The sequence below is a fragment of the Micromonospora sp. AMSO31t genome, from assembly GCF_008868175.1.
Taxonomy (GTDB): domain Bacteria; phylum Actinomycetota; class Actinomycetes; order Mycobacteriales; family Micromonosporaceae; genus Micromonospora.
In genome coordinates, this window is the sequence record NZ_WBKT01000001.1 from 24251 (window position 1) to 43738 (window position 19488).

At 71.9% G+C, this 19488-nt stretch carries 12 protein-coding genes; 8 read left to right on the forward strand and 4 right to left on the reverse strand.

Features of this window, described 5'->3' with window-relative positions:
• Positions 1–2: 2 nt before the first annotated feature.
• From F8274_RS00110 to F8274_RS32220, 3 genes are all read left to right on the forward strand, one after another.
• Entirely contained in the window at positions 3–1007 is a 1005-nt protein-coding gene (locus tag F8274_RS00110) for a substrate-binding domain-containing protein (protein ID WP_192579625.1), read from the forward strand.
• 81 nt (positions 1008–1088) lie between these two features.
• A complete protein-coding gene (locus F8274_RS00115; protein ID WP_151460198.1) occupies positions 1089–2780 on the forward strand; it encodes a family 43 glycosylhydrolase in 1692 nt (563 codons plus the stop codon).
• A gap of 143 nt (positions 2781–2923) precedes the next feature.
• Positions 2924–3052 carry a hypothetical protein gene (locus F8274_RS32220; RefSeq protein WP_255474533.1) on the forward strand — a complete coding sequence of 43 codons (129 nt, stop codon included), beginning with the start codon at positions 2924–2926 and terminating at the stop codon, positions 3050–3052.
• A gap of 38 nt (positions 3053–3090) precedes the next feature.
• Here the strand turns inward: F8274_RS32220 and F8274_RS00125 are convergent, their stop codons facing one another.
• Complete coding sequence (locus tag F8274_RS00125) at positions 3091–3585, reverse strand: nucleoside deaminase (RefSeq protein ID WP_151460199.1); 495 nt, start codon at positions 3583–3585, stop codon at positions 3091–3093.
• A gap of 249 nt (positions 3586–3834) precedes the next feature.
• On the opposite strand from F8274_RS00125, the gene aceB reads away from it, so the two are divergent.
• Genes aceB through F8274_RS00150 form a run of 5 tightly spaced genes read left to right on the forward strand, consistent with a single transcriptional unit; the run spans position 3835 to position 11528 of the window.
• Complete coding sequence (aceB, locus tag F8274_RS00130) at positions 3835–5418, forward strand: malate synthase A (protein ID WP_151460200.1); 1584 nt, start codon at positions 3835–3837, stop codon at positions 5416–5418.
• Between the two features lie 29 nt (positions 5419–5447).
• Positions 5448–6920, forward strand: coding sequence for an FAD-linked oxidase C-terminal domain-containing protein (locus F8274_RS00135; protein ID WP_151460201.1), 1473 nt, complete (start codon positions 5448–5450; stop codon positions 6918–6920).
• Positions 6920–8167, forward strand: a complete 1248-nt coding sequence (locus F8274_RS00140; RefSeq protein WP_151460202.1) for an FAD-binding oxidoreductase — start codon at positions 6920–6922, stop codon at positions 8165–8167. The genes F8274_RS00135 and F8274_RS00140 overlap by 1 nt, the downstream gene beginning before the upstream one ends.
• Positions 8167–9588 carry a (Fe-S)-binding protein gene (locus tag F8274_RS00145; protein ID WP_151460203.1) on the forward strand — a complete coding sequence of 474 codons (1422 nt, stop codon included), beginning with the start codon at positions 8167–8169 and terminating at the stop codon, positions 9586–9588. Before F8274_RS00140 ends, F8274_RS00145 begins: the two co-directional genes overlap by 1 nt.
• Before the next feature lie 56 nt (positions 9589–9644).
• On the forward strand, positions 9645–11528 hold the full coding sequence (locus F8274_RS00150) for an L-lactate permease (protein ID WP_151460204.1): 1884 nt from the start codon (positions 9645–9647) through the stop codon (positions 11526–11528).
• An 84-nt stretch (positions 11529–11612) separates the two neighbouring features.
• Here the strand turns inward: F8274_RS00150 and F8274_RS00155 are convergent, their stop codons facing one another.
• The 3 genes from F8274_RS00155 to F8274_RS00165 all read right to left on the reverse strand — a co-directional run bounded on the left by F8274_RS00155 (position 11613) and on the right by F8274_RS00165 (position 19205).
• Positions 11613–14255: an NPCBM/NEW2 domain-containing protein gene (locus F8274_RS00155; protein ID WP_151460205.1), complete on the reverse strand. Its 2643-nt coding sequence runs from the start codon at positions 14253–14255 to the stop codon at positions 11613–11615.
• Between the two features lie 97 nt (positions 14256–14352).
• Complete coding sequence (locus F8274_RS00160; RefSeq protein WP_225853482.1) at positions 14353–16284, reverse strand: glycoside hydrolase family 97 protein; 1932 nt, start codon at positions 16282–16284, stop codon at positions 14353–14355.
• Between the two features lie 128 nt (positions 16285–16412).
• On the reverse strand, positions 16413–19205 hold the full coding sequence (locus F8274_RS00165; RefSeq protein WP_225853483.1) for a CBM35 domain-containing protein: 2793 nt from the start codon (positions 19203–19205) through the stop codon (positions 16413–16415).
• Positions 19206–19488: the final 283 nt, after the last annotated feature.

Consider the following 19488-nt stretch of genomic DNA (forward strand, 5'->3'; position numbering starts at 1 on the left):
CCATGCGTTACGCCCGAAGAGCCGCCACGATCCTGGCGCTGGCCGCGCTCGTCGCCACCTCGGCGTGCAGCGTCGAGGACGACCCCGGCAGCAGCAGCTCCGACGCCTCGGCGAAGTGCGGCAGCGGCAAGGACTTCCTGATCGGCATGTCCCAGGCCAACAACGCCGAGCCGTACCGGCAGGTCATGAACGACGACGTGAGCACCGCCGCGAAGTCCGTGCCCGGTTTCAAGGTGGTCGTCTCGGACGCGGCCCAGGACAACAGCAAGCAGGTGGCCGACGTGGAGAACTTCCTCTCCCAGGGCATCAACCTGCTGATCATTTCGCCGAACGAGGCGAAGCCGCTGACCGCGGTGGTCAAGAAGGCGTACGACCAGGGGATCCCGGTCATCGTGCTGGACCGCAAGGTCGAGGGTGACGCCTACACGGCCTTCATCGGTGGTGACAACGTCGCGATCGGCAAGGCGGCGGGCGAGTACTACGCGAAGACGCTGCTGCCGCAGGGTGGCAAGGTCGTGGAGATCTCCGGCCTGCCCGGCTCCACCCCGGCCGCCGAGCGCGCCCAGGGCTTCCGGGAGGGCATCGCGAGCAACCCGAAGATCGAGATCGTGGCGAGCCAGACCGCCGAATGGCTGCGGGAGAAGGGGCAGAGCGTCATGGACGCGATGCTCAAGGCGAACCCGGACATCGACGCGGTGTACTCGCACAACGACCCGATGGCGGAGGGTGCGTACCTCGCGGCGAAGGCGGCCGGCAAGGAAACCGCGATCAAGTTCACCGGGATCGACGCGCTGCCCGTCCCCTCGGGCGGCATCAAGGCCGTCGAGCAGGGCCGCCTCCAGGCGACGTTCCAGTACCCGACCGGCGGGCGTGAGGCGATCGACCTGGCCAAGAAGATCCTCGTCGACTGCGCCAAGGACGTCCCGAAGACGACCACCCTCGGCACCCAGCAGATCACCAGGGAGAACGCCGCGGAGGTCTACACCACGCTCGGCGGCAAGCAGTAGGGCCCCGAGCGCCGGTCCGCCGCCGGAAGCAGGCGGCGGACCGGCGCACCACCTCGCCACCGTAGAGCTCTGGAGGTACGCATGCCCCGCCCACCGTCCCGCGTCGGTCGGCTGTCCGCGCTGCTCGCCCTCGCCCTGGGACTGATCGTGGCCCCGGCGCCGGCCCGGGCCGCCGACCCCGCAGGGTTGACCAACCAGCCGTACGAGAACCGGTCCGTCCAGGTCACCGCCGGCGAGTTCGTGAACGTGTACGACCCCAGCGTCGGCGAGGACGAGCGCTGGTACTACAACGACCACACGATGGTGCGTGACCGCGCGACGGGCCTGTGGCACGTCTTCGCGATCACCCACGCCGAGCCGGCCAACCCATTGGACGAGAAGTTCTTCGGCCATGCCACGGCGCCGTCACCCCGGGGCCCCTGGACGAAGCAGCCGTTCGCCCTGGAGGCCGACCCGAGCGCGGGGGAGACGCACATCTGGGCGCCGTACGTGCTGTTCCACGGCGGCACCTACTACATGTTCTATGCGGGCGGCACCGCCGACCACGAGGCGTACCGGATGCACCTCGCCACGTCCAAGGACCTGACGACCTGGACGCGGCATCCGGGCAACCCGCTGTTCACCGACGGCTTCGACGGCCGGGACCCGATGGTGACCCGGGTCGGCAACCAGTGGGTCATGTACTACACCGCCAACAGCACCCCGGCCGGTGGCCACCACATCGTCGCCTACCGCACGAGCCGTGACCTCGTGCACTGGAGCGACCGGCGGACGGCCTTCGAGCACCCGGCCACCGGCACCTTCGGCGGGCCGACCGAGTCGCCGTTCGTGGTGCACCGCGGCGGCTCGTGGTATCTCTTCGTCTGCTGTGAGAGCGGCTACCAGGACACCCGCGTGTACCGCAGCGAGGACCCCTTCCACTTCACCGTCGACCAGCTCGCCGGCCGGATCGAGGCGCACGCCGCCGAGGTGGTCAAGGACGACTCCGGCACCGGCCAGTGGTACGTCACGGGCGCCGGCTGGGGTCAGAGCGGGCTCTGGTTGGCGCCGCTGAACTGGCGTACGCCGGTGGTGACGACGGGCCGGCTCGTCAGCACGCCCTACTACCGGGCCGTCGTGCAGACCGCGCCCGAGTCCCGGCTGGTCTCCTACGAGGCCGACCCGACCGGCCGAGGGGCGTACCGGTCCCTGACGGACTCGTCATTCCGCTCCACGGCGCCCTACCTCGCGGTCGGCACCTTCGGCCCCACCGACACGGCGGGGGCCGCCCGGAACGTGACGGTGTCGCCCGACGGCACGGGCGTGCTCCTGGCCGGCATCCCGCTCGGCGACGAGCCGGTGACCGTCGACTGGCGCTTCCGGTTCGCACGGACCACGGTGGACATCGACCTCGCCTGGCACGTGACCGGCCCGACCAGCGCGCCGGTCTGGGAGGCGGCCTGGAACATCGACTCGGCCCTGCCCCGGCTCGCGGACCCGGCCGGCGCCGATCGCGACGGGGACGCGGCGGGCTTCACCCCGTGGGCGCTCGCCACGGACGACACGACCACGCTGGCGGTCGCGTACCGGGACGGGTCGGCCTGGAGCGAGGACAACCGCTGGTTCAACCGGCCGAGCGGCTCGGTCGCGTGGCAGCCCCTGTGGCAGCCAGGCGGGCGGTCACTGCCGGTGGGCGACCTCGCCGGCGGCACGTGGCGCATCGGCGTGAGCGGTGCGCCTGCCGACACCGGGTTCGCCGAGGCCCTGGCGGCCTCGCTCAACGGCGCGGCGTAGCCTCCGGCCACGTCTCGTGGCCGAGGTGCCCGGTCCTCCCGGTCCGGCTGCCCCGGCTACGAGACGGGGTTGAGCCCGAGGGCGCCGCGCGCCACTTCAACGGCCGGCGACCGCACGACCGCCACCTCATCATCGATCCACACGTGCCGGCCGGGATGGGCCGCATCGAACTCCTCGACATTCCCGGCCGCTGGGGCACCATCGACGCACTGGGCCGCAGCCGGGACGCCGTGGGGCTGGAGAAGACCATGGCCCGCGGCGCGGAGCCGTGAGCCTCGCCTCTGACCGCCCGAGACGTGGCTGCGCGTGGCTATTGTGCGGCGCGCCGATGCGCGGCGCGTTCGTGCAGGAGCCGCATCTCCTCGTCGAGTGGAGCGACCGGGCCGGAAACCGGGAGAGCGGGCGCGACGGCGGTGACGGGAAGCACGGCCACCGGCCCGGCCGGCAGGCCCCACTCCGCTCGCCAGGTGGCGAGCTGCGAGCTCGATGCGGCGTAGACGATGCGGCCGAGTCCCACCCAGGCATGGGCGGCCGCGCACATCGGGCAGTGCTCGCCTGAGGTGTAGACGGTCGCGGTCGCTCGCGTCGCCGGTGGCAGGTGTGCGGCCGCCCACTGCGCCAGGGCGAGCTCAGGATGCGCCGTGGGGTCCGCCGAGGACGTCTCCCGGTTCCGGGCCTCCGCCAGCACGTCTCCGCCCGGGCCGACCAGGACCGACCCGAACGGGTCGTCGCCCGCTGCCAGTGCTTCTGCGGCCAGCGCTACGCAACGCCGGAGATGCGTGATGTCCTGTCGGTCGGTCGTCATGGCCGGCTCTCCTTCCGAAGGGTGCGAGCACCGCCAGCTTCGCAGACCCGGCGAGCGCCTCGAGAGGGTGGCTGGCGGTGGCCGCCGCCCCGACCGTTCGCCGCAGGTCAGGCACCGCTCGCCGCAGTGGATCGACCGTTCCCGGCCACTGTGCCGTCGCTCAGCTCGCGGCCATGACCAGCGAGAACTACAGTCGGCTGGAGCACCACCGGATAGATCGCGACAGATATCACGGTGAGGAGCGAGTCGATGGCCAACCCTGCCGGCGTCGAGGTCACCGGGCCGATGCACCCCCGGTACGGCGACATCCTCACCCCCGAGGCGCTGAGCTTCCTCGCCGACCTGCACCGCGCCTTCGACGCCCGCCGTCGCGACCTGCTCGACCGGCGCAAGCGGCGCGAGGCCGAGCTCGCCGGAGGCGCGCTGTTCGACTTCCTCCCCGAGACCCGGGAGATCCGCGAGTCCGACTGGCGGGTCGCCGAACCCGCGCCGGGCCTGGTCGACCGCCGGGTGGAGATCACCGGCCCGACGGACGCCAAGATGACCATCAACGCGCTCAACTCCGGGGCGAAGGTGTGGCTGGCCGACCACGAGGACGCCAACACCCCGCTCTGGGAGAACGTCATCGCAGGCCAGCTCAACCTGCGTGACGCGATCGACCGTAAGCTCGACTTCACCTCGCCGGACGGCAAGCAGTACGCCCTGCACGACGGTGAGCTGGCCACCATCGTGGTCCGGCCGCGCGGCTGGCACCTCACCGAGAAGCACCTCCTGGTCGACGGCGAGCGCACCTCCGGCAGCCTGGTCGACTTCGGCCTCTACTTCTTCCACTGCGCCCGCCGGCAGCTCGACCGCGGCGCCGGACCCTACTTCTACCTGCCCAAGATGGAGAGCCACCTCGAGGCGCGACTGTGGAACGACGTCTTCCTGCTCGCGCAGGAGCGCCTCGGCATCCCGCGCGGCACCATCCGGGCCACCGTGCTGATCGAGACGTTCCCGGCCGCGTTCGAGATGGACGAGATCCTCTACGAGTTGCGCGAGCACTCCGCCGGGTTGAACGCCGGCCGGTGGGACTACATGTTCAGCGTGATCAAGAAGTTCCGCACCCGGGGCGACGACTTCCTGCTGCCCGACCGGAACTCGGTGACCATGACGGTGCCGTTCATGCGCGCGTACACCGAACTGCTGGTGCGGACCTGCCACCGGCGGGGGGCGCACGCCATCGGCGGGATGGCCGCCTTCATTCCCAGCCGCCGTGACCCGCAGGTCAACGAGACGGCGCTGGCGAAGGTCCGGGACGACAAGACGCGGGAGGCGGGCGACGGGTTCGACGGCTCCTGGGTCGCCCACCCCGACCTGGTGCCGATCTGCCGGGAGGTCTTCGACCAGGTCCTCGGTGACCGGCCGAACCAGCTCGACCGCACCCGCGACGAGGTCCGGGTGACCGCCACCGAGCTGCTCGACGTCCGGTCCACCCCGGGGCAGCACACCGAGGGCAGGCTGCGCAACGCGGTAAGCGTCGGCGTGCAGTACCTGGCCGCCTGGCTGCGTGGCTCCGGCGCGGTGGCCATCTACAACCTGATGGAGGACGCGGCCACCGCGGAGATCTCCCGCAGCCAGGTGTGGCAGTGGCTGCACAACGACGTCACCCTCGACGACACCGGTGAGCGGGTCACGCGGGAGCTGGTCGAACGGCTCGCCGACGAGGAGATCGGGAAACTGCCCGGCGCTGCCGGTGACTACGCCGACGCCCGGGCGCTGTTCCTGGAGGTCGCCGTCGCCGACGAGTTCGCCGACTTCCTGACCGTGCCCGCGTACGAACGGATGCCCTGACCGACGACCGACGCGACGTGGAGGTGGCCATGAGCAGGACCACGACGGACCTCGACGCTCTCGCCGCCGCCCTGCGGGCCGCCATCGGCGCAGACCGGGTGATCACCGACCGGCAGCAGCTGCGCACCTACGAGTGCGACGGGCTCGCCCAGTACAAGGTGATCCCCGCGCTGGTGGCGCTCCCGGCGGACGCGGAACAGTGCGCCGCCGTCGTGCGGGCCTGCGTCGCCGCGGGTACGCCGTTCGTGGCCCGCGGCTCCGGCACCGGGCTCTCCGGCGGCGCCCTGCCCCGCGCCGACGGCGTCCTCGTGGTCGCCTCGCAGATGCGGGACATCCTGGAGATCGCGCCGGACGACGAGCGGGCGGTGGTGCAGCCCGGCGTGATCAACCTGGCGATCACCCGGGCCGCCGCCCCGTACGGCTACTACTACGCGCCGGACCCGTCCAGCCAGCAGATCTGCTCCATCGGCGGGAACGTGGCGGAGAACTCGGGCGGCGCCCACTGCCTGAAGTACGGCTTCACCACCAACCACGTCCTCGGCGTCGAGCTGGTCGCCCCCGACGGCGACCGGGTACGCCTCGGCGGCCGCGCCCCCGACGCCCCCGGCTACGACCTGCTCGGCGCGTTCGTCGGCTCGGAGGGCACCCTCGGCATCGCCACCGAGGTGACCGTCCGGCTGACCCGGCTGCCCGAGTCGGTGCGCACCCTGCTCGCCGCGTTCGAGACGACCGATCAGGCCGGTGCGGCGACCTCGGCGATCATCGCGGCCGGGGTGGTGCCGGCGGCGGTGGAGATGATGGACGCCCTGGCCATCGAGGCGGCCGAGGCGGCGGTGCACTGCGGCTACCCGCCCGGTGCCGGGGCCGTGCTGATCGTCGAGCTGGACGGGCCGGAACCGGAGGTCGCCGCCCAGTTCGCGCAGGTGGAGAGCCTGTGCCGGGAGAACCGGGCGTTCGAGATCCGGATCGCCGCCGACGACGCCGAGCGGGCGCTGTTCTGGAAGGGGCGCAAGTCCGCGTTCGCCGCCGTGGGGCGGATCAGCCCGGACTACATCGTCCAGGACGGGGTGATCCCGCGGACCGCCCTGTCGGAGGTGCTGCGCCGCATCGGCGAGCTCTCCGCCGAGCGCGGCATCCGGGTGGCGAACGTCTTCCACGCCGGCGACGGCAACCTGCACCCGCTGGTCCTCTTCGACGCCGCCGTCGACGGCGAGACCGTCCGCGCCGAGGAGGTCTCCGGCGCGATCCTCGACCTCTGCGTCACCCACGGTGGCTCGATCACCGGTGAGCACGGCGTGGGCATGGACAAGGCGAAGTACATGCCCCGCATGTTCACCGACGACGACCTGGACACGATGCAGCTGCTGCGCTGCGCGTTCGACCCGGACGGGCTGGCCAACCCCGGCAAGGTCTTCCCGACGCCCCGCCTCTGCGGCGAGGTGCCGGGCCGGCGCAAGGGGGTCCACCCGGCGCAGGAGGCCGGCCTGGCGGAGGCGTTCTGATGCCCGCCGACCGGACCCTCGACCAGCTCCGCGCCGCCGCCGAGGTCGTCCGCGCCGCCGGCGAGCACGACACCGTCGCCGGGGTGGCGGCCCGCTACGTCGCCGCGCCCCGGGACACCGGCCAGGCCGCCTCCCTGCTGCGTGCGGCAGCCGCACTCGACCTGGCCGTCACGTTCCGCGGCGGCGGCACCAGGCAGGACTGGGGGAGTCCACCCCGTCGACTCGACCTGATCCTCGACACCACCGCCCTGACCGGAGTGGTCGAGCACGCCGCCGGCGACCTGATCACCGTGGTCCGGGCCGGCACCCGCCTCGACGAGCTGCCAGGCACCCTGGCCGGCGCCGGGCAGCAGCTCGCCCTCGACGCACCGCTGCCCGGCGGCACCGTCGGCGGCGCCGTCGCCACCAACACCAGCGGACCGCGCCGGATGCTCTACGGAACGGTCCGCGACCTGCTCATCGGGGTCACCCTGGTGCGCGCGGACGGGGTGGTGGCGCACGCCGGCGGCAAGGTGGTCAAGAACGTCGCCGGCTACGACCTGGGCAAGCTGGTCACCGGCGCGTACGGCACGCTGGGGCTGATCACCCAGTGCGCGTTCCGGCTGCACCCGCTGCCCGCCGCCGTGGCCTACGTCTCCCGCGCCGTGGACGACCCGGCCGAGGCCGGCCGCCTCGCCGGCACGGTGCGGGCGGCCCAGCTCGTACCCACCGCGCTGGAGGTGGACGCGCCGGCCGGCGAGCGAGCGACGGTCACCGTGCTGCTTGAGGGCACCCCGGCCGGGGTGACCGCCCGGGCCGCCGCGGCCCGCCGGCTGCTCGGCGCCGACGCCACCGCCGCCGACCAGCCGCCCGAAGGCTGGGCACGCTGTCCGTGGCGGGACGGGGACGTCGGCCTGAAGCTGACCGCCGCGCTCTCCGGCGTACCCCGGTTGCTGAGCGACGCCCGCGCGGCGGCCGACCGGCACGACCTGCCGCTGTCGCTGCGCGGCTCGGCCGGCGTCGGTGTCCTCTACGCCGGCCTGCCCGGCGCATCCGACCCGGAGCGGGTCGCCGGCCTGGTGGACGCGCTCCGGACGACGACCGCCGCCGTCGGCGGGCACACGGTGGCGCTCACCGCACCCGCGCCCGTGCGGGACCGGGTCGACCTGTGGGGACCGGTACCCGGCCTGGAGCTGATGCGCCGGGTCAAGCAGCGCTTTGATCCGGACGCCCGGCTGGCGCCCGGCCGATTCGTGGGAGGGATCTGATGAGCATCCCCCAGCAGCCCGGCCCGACCCCGGTCACCTCACCCGGCGGGAGCCGGCCGGCCAGCGGTCCCCGGGACGTGCTCGGCGCGGCCGCCCAGCCGCCCGGCGCCGGCGCCTTCGACGAGCACCACCCGCCGTCCGCCGAGCTGGTCGGCGACTGCGTGCACTGCGGCTTCTGCCTGCCCACCTGCCCGACCTACGTGCTCTGGGGCGAGGAGATGGACTCGCCGCGCGGACGGATCTACCTGATGAAGCAGGGGTTGGAGGGCGAGCCGCTTACCGACTCCATGGTGACCCACTTCGACCGCTGCCTCGGCTGCATGTCCTGCGTCACCGCCTGCCCCTCCGGCGTCCAGTACGACCGGCTCATCGGGGCCACCCGCCAGCAGGTCGAACGCCGGCACAGTCGCGGCCCTCGGGACCGGGCGCTGCGGGCGGCGATCTTCGCGCTCTTCCCGTACCGCAAGCGGCTGCGGCTGCTGCGCGGGCCACTGCGGGCCTACCAGGCCACCGGCCTGCCCCGGCTGATCCGTCGCAGCGGGCTGCTGCGCCGGCTGGCACCCACCCTGGCGGCGGTGGAGTCGCTGGCCCCCCGGCTGGGCCGGGCCGCCCGCCCGCCGCAACGGGTGGCCGCCGTCGGCACCCGGCGGGCCGTGGTCGGCATGCTCACCGGCTGCGTGCAGGGCGCCTTCTTTCCCGAGGTGAACGCCGCCACCGCCCGAGTGCTCGCCGCCGAGGGCTGCGAGGTGGTGATCCTGCCCGACCGGCAGGGCTGCTGCGGGGCGCTGAGCGTGCACAACGGACGGGAGGAGGAGGCGCGCCGCTTCGCCCGCCGCATGCTGGACACGTTCGCCGCCGCCGGCATCGACTATTTCGTCGTCAACGCGGCCGGCTGCGGCTCCACCCTCAAGGAGTACGGGGACCTGCTGCGCGACGACCCCCGGTACGCGGCGCTCGCCGCCGACTTCGCCGGCAAGGTCCGCGACCTCTCCGAGGTGCTCGTCGAGCTCGGCCCGGTCGCCACCCGGCACCCGCTGCCGGTGACGGTCGCCTACCACGACGCCTGCCACCTGGCCCACGCCCAGGGCGTCCGCGCGCAACCCCGGCGGCTGCTGCGCGACATCCCCGCCCTGGAGCTGCGGGAGATCGCCGATCCGGAGATGTGCTGCGGCTCGGCGGGCATCTGGAACATCCTCCAACCCGGGCCGGCCGCCGAACTCGGCGACCGCAAGGCCCGCACCGTACTGGCCACCGGGGCGCGGCTGCTCGTCACCGCCAACCCCGGCTGCCTCATGCAGGTCGCCGCCTCGGTGACCCGCGCCGGCGGCGACATCGCGCTGGCACACACCGCCCAGGTCCTCGACGCCTCGATCCGCGGACGAGGGATTGAGGAGCTGCTGCACCACCGATCCCCGTCCTGACGGCGAGATCCACCGTCACCGCTGACCCCCGTCCCCCCACAGCGTCGAGGTGACCCATGTTCGACCAGTTCACCGTCGTCACCGATCCCGTCGGCGACTCCGTCGCGCTCTCGGCCATCTTCGCGGTCCTACCCCTGCTCACCCTCTTCGTCCTGCTCGGCGTCCTGAAGGTCAGGGCCTGGCTGGCCGGCGTGATCTCCCTCGTGGTCGCCCTGGTCGTGGCCATCGCCGTCTACGCCATGCCGATCGGGCAGGCCGTGCTCTCCGCCACCGAGGGCGCCGCCTTCGGCTTCTTCCCGATCCTCTGGATCGTCATCAACGCGATCTGGGTCTACAACCTCACCGTCGAGAGCGGACACTTCGACGTGCTGCGCCGCTCCTTCGAACGGGTCAGCCCGGACATGCGTATCCAGGCGATCATCATCGCGTTCTGCTTCGGTGCGCTGCTGGAGGCCCTCGCGGGGTTCGGCACGCCGGTGGCGATCACCGTGGTGATGCTGATGGCGCTCGGGTTCCGCCCCATCCACGCCGCCTCGGTGTCGCTGCTGGCCAACACCGCGCCGGTGGCCTTCGGCGCGCTCGCCACCCCGATCGTCACGCTGGCCAGCGTCAGCAGTGGCGCCAACCCCGACCCGCGGCTCACCGTCGACACCCTCGGCGCGATGGTCGGCCGGCAGACCCCGATCCTCGCGGTGGTCGTACCGCTGATGCTGGTGGCCCTGGTCGACGGGCGGCGCGGCGTCCGCCAGACCTGGCCGGCCGCGCTGGTCGCCGGGGTGAGCTTCGGCCTGGCGCAGTTCGTCGCGGCGAACTACATCTCGGTGCCGCTGACCGACATCGTCGCCGCGCTGGTCTCGGCCGCCGCCGTGGTGCTGCTGGTCCGCGTCTGGCGGCCGGTCACCCCCGCCGACCTCGGCCGCGAGCCGGAGGCCGCCGCCGTGCCGGCCGCCCGCGGGGCAGCCGACGCGGAACTGGCCGGCCCCGGCACGGTCCGCGCCGCCGCGGGCGCCCGCTCCGATACGACCAGCACAGCCGCCCCCGGACTGGGCGGTTCCGGTGGGGAGACCCCGCCGGGTGATCCGCGCGTCGACGAGACCGCTCCCGCCGGCCGGCACCGCGGCGACCACGACCTGGAGCCGCGGCCCACCGACCAGGTGCGCGCCGCCACGGCGGGCGGTCGACGGATCGCGGACACCCCGGCCGAGGTCGCCCGGGCGTACGCGCCCTACCTGATCATCATCGCGATCTTCTCCGTCGCCAACGTCGGCGCGGTGAAGACGGCCCTGGCGGAGGAGCCGTGGACGGTGAAGTTCCCCTGGCCGGGGCTGGACCTCCTGGGCGGCAACGGCAAGCCGCTGTCCTCGCTGACGTTCACCTTCAACTGGCTGCCCGCGGCCGGCACCCTGATGATCCTCGCCGGCATCCTGACCGCGCTGGTGCTGCGGGTCTCGGCGGGCCGGGCGCTGCGCGCCTACGGCCGCACCTACGTCGAGCTGCGCTACGCGATCCTCACGGTGATGGCGGTGCTCGCCCTGGCGTACGTGATGAACCAGTCCGGCCAGACCAACACCCTCGGCGCGTTCCTCGCCGCGGCCGGCGGGGCGTTCGTGTTCCTGTCGGCGATCCTCGGCTGGATCGGCGTCGCGGTGACCGGCTCGGACACCTCGGCCAACGCCCTGTTCGGCGCGCTGCAGGTGCAGACGGCGGCCCGGGCCGGGCTGGACCCGCTGCTGCTGGCCGCCGCCAACTCGTCCGGCGGAGTGCTCGGCAAGATGATCAGCCCGCAGAACCTGGCGATCGCCGCCGCCGCTGTCGGCATGGCCGGCCGGGAGGGGGAGATCTTCCGGAAGGTGTTCGGCTGGAGCCTCGTGCTGCTGCTGTTCATGTGCGTGCTGGTCGCGCTCCAGGGCTCCCCGGTCCTGAGCTGGATGGTGCCCTGACCGCAGGCCCGACCGCCCGGGCGCCACGGATCACGTGGCGCCCGGGCTCGTCGCGGCTCCGGCTCGACTGGCTTCTGCTGGGCGTCAGCTCCCCGGCAGGCGGAGGACCTTGGCGTCGGCCCAGTCCGCGTGGTCGCTGTTGTTCGTGTTGCCGGCGTCCGTGACCCGCAGCACGAGCCGCTCGACACCGAGGACATCGAGTTCGACGCGCTGCGGTGGCGAGTACGGCTGCGCGCGCATGAGGCCGCTGTCGTACACGACCTTGCCGTCGGCGAGCACCTGGAAGACGACCGAGGCGTTGGGCGAGGTGCGCTGCACGTCGTCGATGCCGACGATCGCGACGAACCTCGTGTCCGTCGGTTCGAGGTCATAGACGACCTCCGAGTTCGCGTGGGTGCCGATGCCCTTGGCGTACTCGGTGCCGGCGAGGCGGATCGGGTTCCCCGACACGGCCCGGTCCTTCAGCACCGAGCGCCACCCGGCCGTCGCCGAGACCCAGTCACGGTCGCTGAGGTGTTCGGCCGGGCCGTCGGCGGGCGTCGCCTGCTCCTCGACGATGGTGCCCGGCCCCTCGCCGATCTCATTCGTCGAGGTCACCCGGTACCGGTAGGGTCCGCCGGCCGCCTCGCGATCCAGGAAGGAACTGCCGGTCTGCCCGGTCGCGAGGGTCGTGAAGTCGTCGCTCCCGGCCGGGGCGCGGTAGACCGTCGACGTCAGCGCGTCCTCGGCCGCCGTCCAGGTGACGCCGACGGCGTCACCGACGCGGTACGCGGCCACCGGGGTCGGCGCTTCCGGCACGGCGGCGGGCACGGTGCGGAACCGCCACTCCCCGCCGGGGACCACGAGTTCCTGTCCGGTCTTCGGGTTCACGGCCGTGACCTCCCAGTAGAAGGTCCGCCCGGCATCGAGGGAGGCGATCCTCGCGGTGGGCTTCGTGACCGTGGCCTCGGCGACGACGTCGGTCATCGCGGCGTCGCGAGCGACCCGCAGACGGTACTCCCGCGCGTTGGCCGCGGGCTCCCAGGCGAAGGTCACACCCTTGGCGGGCACGCCCGTCGCACCGTCGGCCGGCGAGAGCAGCGCGTAGTCCTGCGGGTGGGTGAGGATGAGGTCGCCGTGCCGGTTCGGGTTCACGTCACCGCTCGTGGTGACGGTGATCGACGCGCCGACGGGAACCGTCAGCGTGACCTGGGTGAGGGCCCGCCCGTTCACGTGCACGTACTCGGGCTTCACGGGTTTGCCGTCGACCTTCAGCTTCGGCCAGCCGCCGGGGAACTGCACGGTGACCTCGAGCGGTTGCGGTCCGGCGTTGTGGTTGACGACCGTCTTCGTGGTGCCGTCGTGGCGGACGCCGAAGTCGTGCTCGCCCACACGGATGTGGTCGAGGTCGAGCCATCCGATCTCCGCGGGCAGGTGCGAGCGGACCGACACCGCGTGCTCGGGCGCGTCGGGCCGGACCCCGGCGAGTCCCTCGACGGTCTGCGACACGAGCGTGAAGCTCGTCTCGGGGTAGTCGCCGTTCGTGCCCTGCGTGGGCACCTCGTGCGGAAGGTGGAGCTTGGCGATGATGTCCTTCATCCAGGTCCACGCCTGCTCGTCGAAGCCGTAGTTGAACATCGCGTCGGGCACGTACGTCGTCGCCTCGATGTTCGGCGGCCGGTCCTCGACGTACATGCGGTCGAGGTACCCGAGGAAGTCCCACGTGCGCTTGTCGTTGGCGTCGATGAACTCCTTGACCGCGTAGAAGACGGAGTTCTCGCGGCCGAAGCCGGCGTACGGCTCGTTCGCCGGCCCGCGACCCCGCACGTACTCCCAGCTGCCCCGGACGACGCCCCACTCGTCCTCGAAGTACCGCTTGAGCGCCGCGGCCTTCTGCTCGAAGGTCGCCGCCGTTCCGAGATCGCCCTTCTCCCGGGCGAGGTACGCGTAGGCGAGGTACGCCCGGTACTGGGAGGCGAGCCCGTCGCCGGCTTCGATCACGGCGTGGTCGCCACGTTCGTTGTAGCTCGCGGCGCCCTGGAAGATGCCCCGGCCGGTGCCCTCGGCGATGCCGTTGGGCAGCTGCGTGTCGTGGAGCGAGACGAAGTCGGTGACCGCCTCGGTGTAGTACCGCCAGAGCACGGGGTCGTCGAGGTAGTCGGCGTCGCCGGTCCAGCGGTACTGCTCCTCGGCCTCCTGCACGAGTTCGAAGACCGCGGGCACCTCGCGCACGAAGTTCGTGTCGCTGCGATAGTCCACGTTGTAGGGGCTGCCGTCGAAGTTCAAAGCCCAGAGCGGATACCACTTGCGCGCCTCGTTCGCGCTCGCCGCGAAGGCGGTGAGCATCGACTTGTTCTCCTCCTCGAGGCCGAGTAGGTGGCCGCCCGCGGCCTGGTGGACGAAGTCCCGGGAGTAGAAGGCGGTGCGGTGGGCGTAGCCCGCCCAGTACGACGGGATGTAGTCGGCCTCGCCGGTGCCGGGGTTGCTGCCGTTTCCGTTCACCGGGCCGCGCTTGCCGGTCTGCACGTGCTGCCGTGCGCGCGACATGGCCCAGTTGACGGCGTCGGTGAGCTGCGGCGACGAACTCGCGACCGTGATGGGTCCCCGGTCGAGCCCGGCCGTGGTGTCCGGAGCCGCGGCGCGGGCCGAGGTGGCGAGCGGCGCGAGCAGCAGTGCCGCGACCGCGGCGACGGCCGTGCCGATGGTGCTCCGCCGCGACGGCGGACTGCCGGGTGATGGTGTGCGCATCGCATCCTCCTCGGAAAGGGGACTGGCTCGAACGGTCGAACGAGGCGCGCGCGATGCCGGGCCGCGCGGGCCCGGCATCGCACGCTGACGTGGACGGCTACGGTCGGTCGCAGGTGGTGATCTTCGGTTGCCACCGGCAGGCCAGGCCGGCGAAACCGCCGTCGGCGACCACGTCGACGGGCAGCGTGTCACCGGCCCGCATGACCCGCTGGCTGCGTACGAGCCCGCTGTCCCCGTCGGTGATCAGTTCCACCAGCCACCGTCCGGCCGGCAGGTTCAGCGGTACGTCCAGGGTCCGGGCGGCGCCGGCGGAACTCCCGCCCAGGAACCAGCGCTCTCCGCTGCGCCGCGCGAAGACGGCGCTGTCGGCGGGACGGCCGGCGAGGAGCCTGGTCTCGTCCCAGACGGTCGGCACCTGTTCGAGGAACCGCACCGCCTCCGGCCGCGCCTCGTACGACTCCGGCGTGCCGGCGAGGTCCTGCAGGCCGGACTCGAAGACGACCGAGAGCCCCAACTCGTGGGCGTCGGAGGTCGGCCGGTTCCGGTGGAACCCCATCGGTGTGTAGTCCATCGACCCGACCACGTTACGGGTGAAGGGGAGGGCGGTGATGTGGCTCGTGGTGAGGCTGCTCTTCTCGGCGCCGTGGACGCCTTCCATGGTCATGACGTGGGGCCAGACCCGGTGGATGCCCTTCGGGACGTTCGAGCCGTGGAAGTTCACCAGCAGCTGGTTCGCGGCTGTCGCGGGCAGGATCTCGTCGTACCACCGCAGCCGCTCCTGCGACTCGGAGTCCATGAAGTCGATCTTGACGCCCTTGACGCCCCATGCATGCAGCGTCGGCAGCCACTCGGACCGCTCCTGCGCGGTGTCGAGGTCCCGGTAGTGGATCCAGACGACGATGCCGACGTTGCGTTCCCGGGCGTAGCGGACGAGTTCCGGCATCCAGCTCGTGGTGCGCCAGTTCGGGTCGGTGACGTCCCACTGCTGCGGATCGAAGTACCAACCGGCGTCGACGGCGACGTACGGCCAGCCCCGCTGGGCGGCATAGTCGACGTAGCCCATCTGCTTGGTGAGGCTCTGCCCGGCGGCCCGCCCGCCGGCGAGCCAGGTCCAGAGAACCTGGCCGGGGCGGATCCACGAGGTGTCGCTGATCCGCGACGGCGGCGCCAGGTCGTCGACGAGCGTCGAGGTGGCGATCGTGCCGAGATCGCCGACGACCATCACCCGCCACGGCGTCGCCAACGGCCCGTCGACCAGGACTTTCTGGTCCCACAGCTTCACCCGGTAGGTGCCGGTGCCGTCATGCACCAGGCTGCCGCCGGAGTACCGGCCGTCGAGGTTGGACTCGGCGATCATCAGGTAGGTGCCGTCGACGTCGAACAGCGCCGGGGCGAGATACTCCCGGTCGTCCGCGGCGGCGGCGGTGGTCTGGACGTACGGGTTCTCGTAGTCCCGGCGGTGGTTCGCCAGCCAGGCCGTGCTGTCGGGGGGAACCGTGAACGCGGACGCCTCGCCGAGCACCGACCCGTAGTCGCCGGGCAGTTCGTACCGGTAGGCGATCCCGTCGCGGGCGGCCCGGACGACAAGGTCGACCCGGGCGCCAGCCGCGCCGGCGAACCGGAACCGTGCCTCCCGGAAGATCGCGAGCCGCCGCACCTGCTTCCCGACGGTCGTCGTGTAGCGCTCGACGTCGGTGCGGTCGCTGCGGCCGAGGAACCGTAGTCCGCCGGTCAGGTCGGCGCCCTCGGTGCGGATGCCCAGCGTGCTGGGCGCCAGTACGGTCCGCCCACCGCGGGACACGGCCAACGAGATGCTGCCCGTCGCCTTGTCGTGAATGACCTCCGCCCTCGGGGCGCCCGGCGCGGAGGCCGCCGCGACGGTCCATCGGGCGGTGCCCGCCTGAGCGGGTGTCGCCGTGAGAGTTCCGGCGAGCAGCGTGGCGATCAGGGCGACCGCGAGGGCCGCGATCCGGGGGGTCGGGCGGGCGGCGGTAGCCCGCCGCGCCGACCAATCTGGTGTGTGCTGCACAGGTGACTCCTCCTCGAATGTGGTGGGGAGACCGGTGGTCGGCGCGGGTGAGCGCCTCAGTCGATGCCCTGCTCGCGCACGACCTGGCGGAGCAGGGCATCGACGGCGGGTGGGTGCCGCGGGGAGGGTCAGCCCAGCGACAGCCGGTCGAGGTCCGGTGCGGAATCCTCGTCGTTGTGAATCTTGAGGGTGTTGGCGCCCGCCTGAAGGGTGACGGGGACCGAGGTCGTGTAGGGCGTGTTGTTACCGACGCCGCTCACCTTGACCTCGACGGGCGTACCGCCGTTGACGGTCACGAAGAACGACCGGTCACCGTTGACCGTGAAGTCGATGAACAGGGTGTACTGGCGAGCCGTGTCAACGGTGACGTTCTCGAACAGCACGTAGGCGTCCGAGCTGCCGCCGATGTTGCGCACCTTCTGTCCGCCGGAGCAGGGTGAGCAGCTCGTGATGCCGGAACTGCCGAGCTGGTTGCCCGAGTCCTCCGCCTCGCGCATGAACACCCGGTCCGCCGGGCGCAGTTGCACCCGCAGGTCGCGGCTGACCTGGTTCGGCCTGCCGAGCGTCTCGAACGACGCCACGACCGGGATCTTCGCCGAGCTGACGTCCTGGCCGGCCGGCGAGGTGACGGTCCAGCTGCCCTCCAGAACCTGTCCGAGGCGCATCTCCCTCGACGTCGCGGCGCCGCCGGTGACCGACCAGCCGGCGGGAACCACCGGGGCCATGCTGACCTGGTCGAGTGCGTCGTCGACGTCAAGCCGCAGCCGCGCCGTGACGGTGACCGACTGCTGCCCCGGGCCGACCCACTGCACACCGGCGGGCTCCACGGTCATCGTGGTCCGCGGCACGGAAGACGCCGGTGGCAGGGGTCCGACGGAGATCCGGTCGATTCCCGGGCCCCGGGCAGTCGAACTGAACAGGGTGATGGTGTTGGCGCCGGCCCGCAGCGGCACGGCGACCGCCGAGGCGACGGGCACCTCCGGATTGTCCGCGACGACCGGCACGTCCACGCCGGTCGCGCCGTTGACGCTCACCGTGAGCGAGGCGTCGGCGCCGCCGGCGGTGTGGTCGACCTGCAGCCGGTAGGTACCCGCCTCCGGTGCGGCGACGCCTTGGTAGGTGACCGAGTTGCGGGCGCCGCCTCCGAGCCCGACGACCTGGTGCGACCCGGAGCAGGCGACGCACTTCGCCGGCTTCGCCTTGCCGTCGAGCGCGTTGCTCCGCGACTCCGCCTCCAGCGGCAGTTGGGTGCCCGCCGCCCCCGGATAGTCGTAGGCCACCTTGACCTCGTCGATCCGCAGCTGGCGGTAGAACGTCGGCGCCTGCGGGCCGCCCCAGGTGTTCAGGACCTCCAGCTTGATGAATCGGGCGCGCTGGTCGCCGATGTCGACGAACTGGACCCCACGGGCGCTGGGCATCGCGCCGCTGCGCACCGGCTGCCCCCAGCGCACGCCGTCCTTGCTGACGTAGACGCGGTAGTCCTTGATCCGCGCCGAGTCCTCCGGCCGGCCGAACGACTCCCGGGCGTACGTCGGCGACCACTCCCGCTGGTTCACCGCGAGGTACCTCGCCTTGCGGGTGTCTCCGAGGTCCAGCGTCAGCGAGACCGGCAGCTGCCCGTTGCTGTCCCAGTAGTTCTCGAAGCTTCCGTCCACCAGGGCGGCGGCGGGGTGGCCAGCGCCGGAGGAGGACGCGGACGCCTTGATCATCGACTGGGGGTAGAAGAACTGCTGGCCAGCCGTGCTCACCTGGAACACCGTGTCGTAGGTGTCCCAGGTGTCGATGCCGAGGATCGTCAGGTACCCGCCGGACTGGTTGAACCGCATCCGCTCGCCGGTCCTCAGGTCATTCACCCCGGTCACCCGGTAGCCGTTGTCGCGCAACCGCACCTGGTCCGTCCGCGGCCGGGTCAGCACGTGCACGTACTGGGTCGTCGCACCGGGTTTCACGGTGATGACACCGTGAGCCCCGTCGTTCCAGAAGCCGGGCTGCATGCCGCCGTACAGGTAGCCACCGCCCTCGGTGCCGACCAGCGAGGACCGGATCGGCGGCACCCACTCGGCCATGAAGTTGTTGAACGACTCCTGCTGTGCGGGGAACTTGCCGTTCACCATCGGTGTCTCCGCCATGAGCGACTTCATGGACGATCCGGCGTTGGTGATGTAGCGACCGGTGCTGAGCCGGACGTCGACGGCGTGGTCGCCGCCGTCGTACCACCAGGAGCCGGTCGTCGGCAGCTTGTAGTCCGCCTCGCTGAGGCGTGGCATGGGGGTGAAGGCGGCCTGCGGATAGTCGTAGGCCGGCGTCATGCCGGTCTTCTGCTCATTGCTGACGGTGTCCATGATCGGCGTGTCCTCGTTGTTGTTGCTCAACAACCAGGACGGGCGCTTCTCCCGGATCTGTTCGTAGAGGTGGTTCCGCTCCCAGTAGGCGTTGTCGTTGTCGATCCAGAACCCGCCCAGGTCGGTGTACTTCTCCATCACCTCGAAGAACAGGTCGTAGCTGAACATGCCGAAACCGTCGCGGGTGGTCAGGTCGACCTGCTGGCCCTTGTACGCCGAGTAGGCCGCCGAGTCCAGCGTCTCGACGCCGAGCTCGTTGTGCCACTGGGGGTCGTCGGTCATGTAGAGGATGACCCGGACCCCCTTGGCCTTGCCGGCCTCGATGAGCTCGCCGAGGATGTCGCGCTCGGTGGCGCAGCTGCCGGGGATCTTCGACGGCCAGGGGCGGGCGTAGCCGAGCCGGCTGTGGAAGGTGGCCAGGACGATGTAGGAGGCACCGAGCTTGCGGGCCTCGTCCACCCAGTAGTCCGGGGTCCAGCCGCCCTCGGTGACGTCGTCCTCCCACTCCGCGCAGTCGCGGTGGGCCGGGGCGGTGAACATTCCCCAGTGCAGGAACAGGCCGGCCGTGGATTCACGCATCCACTGTTGTCGCGGATGCTGGACCTCCGCGTGGGCGGCGGGGGCGCCGATGAGCCCCGCGGTCAGGACGAGGACGAGCGCGGCGCCCAGCAGGCGCCACCTGCTCCACGCCCGCTCGGATCGTGGTCGGGTACCGCCGTGCGGTCGAAGTCTCATGGGGACATCGCCTCTCGATGGTCTGTGTGGTCAGGGGTTACATCGAGGTTTCGAATGAAGACATCCGATGATTGCAACTGCCATCGGCGATGGTCAAGACCTCGGTTGGTCCGCCGGACGGCGCGAC

Coding starts and splice junctions, on each gene's coding strand:
- F8274_RS00110 (WP_192579625.1), top strand. CDS start 3: ATGCGTTACGCCCGAAGAGCCGCCACGATCCTGGCGCTGGCCGCGCTC.
- F8274_RS00115 (WP_151460198.1), top strand. CDS start 1,089: ATGCCCCGCCCACCGTCCCGCGTCGGTCGGCTGTCCGCGCTGCTCGCC.
- F8274_RS00125 (WP_151460199.1), bottom strand. CDS start 3,585: ATGACGACCGACCGACAGGACATCACGCATCTCCGGCGTTGCGTAGCG.
- aceB (WP_151460200.1), top strand. CDS start 3,835: ATGGCCAACCCTGCCGGCGTCGAGGTCACCGGGCCGATGCACCCCCGG.
- F8274_RS00135 (WP_151460201.1), top strand. CDS start 5,448: ATGAGCAGGACCACGACGGACCTCGACGCTCTCGCCGCCGCCCTGCGG.
- F8274_RS00140 (WP_151460202.1), top strand. CDS start 6,920: ATGCCCGCCGACCGGACCCTCGACCAGCTCCGCGCCGCCGCCGAGGTC.
- F8274_RS00145 (WP_151460203.1), top strand. CDS start 8,167: ATGAGCATCCCCCAGCAGCCCGGCCCGACCCCGGTCACCTCACCCGGC.
- F8274_RS00150 (WP_151460204.1), top strand. CDS start 9,645: ATGTTCGACCAGTTCACCGTCGTCACCGATCCCGTCGGCGACTCCGTC.
- F8274_RS00155 (WP_151460205.1), bottom strand. CDS start 14,255: ATGCGCACACCATCACCCGGCAGTCCGCCGTCGCGGCGGAGCACCATC.
- F8274_RS00165 (WP_225853483.1), bottom strand. CDS start 19,205: ATGCGTGAATCCACGGCCGGCCTGTTCCTGCACTGGGGAATGTTCACC.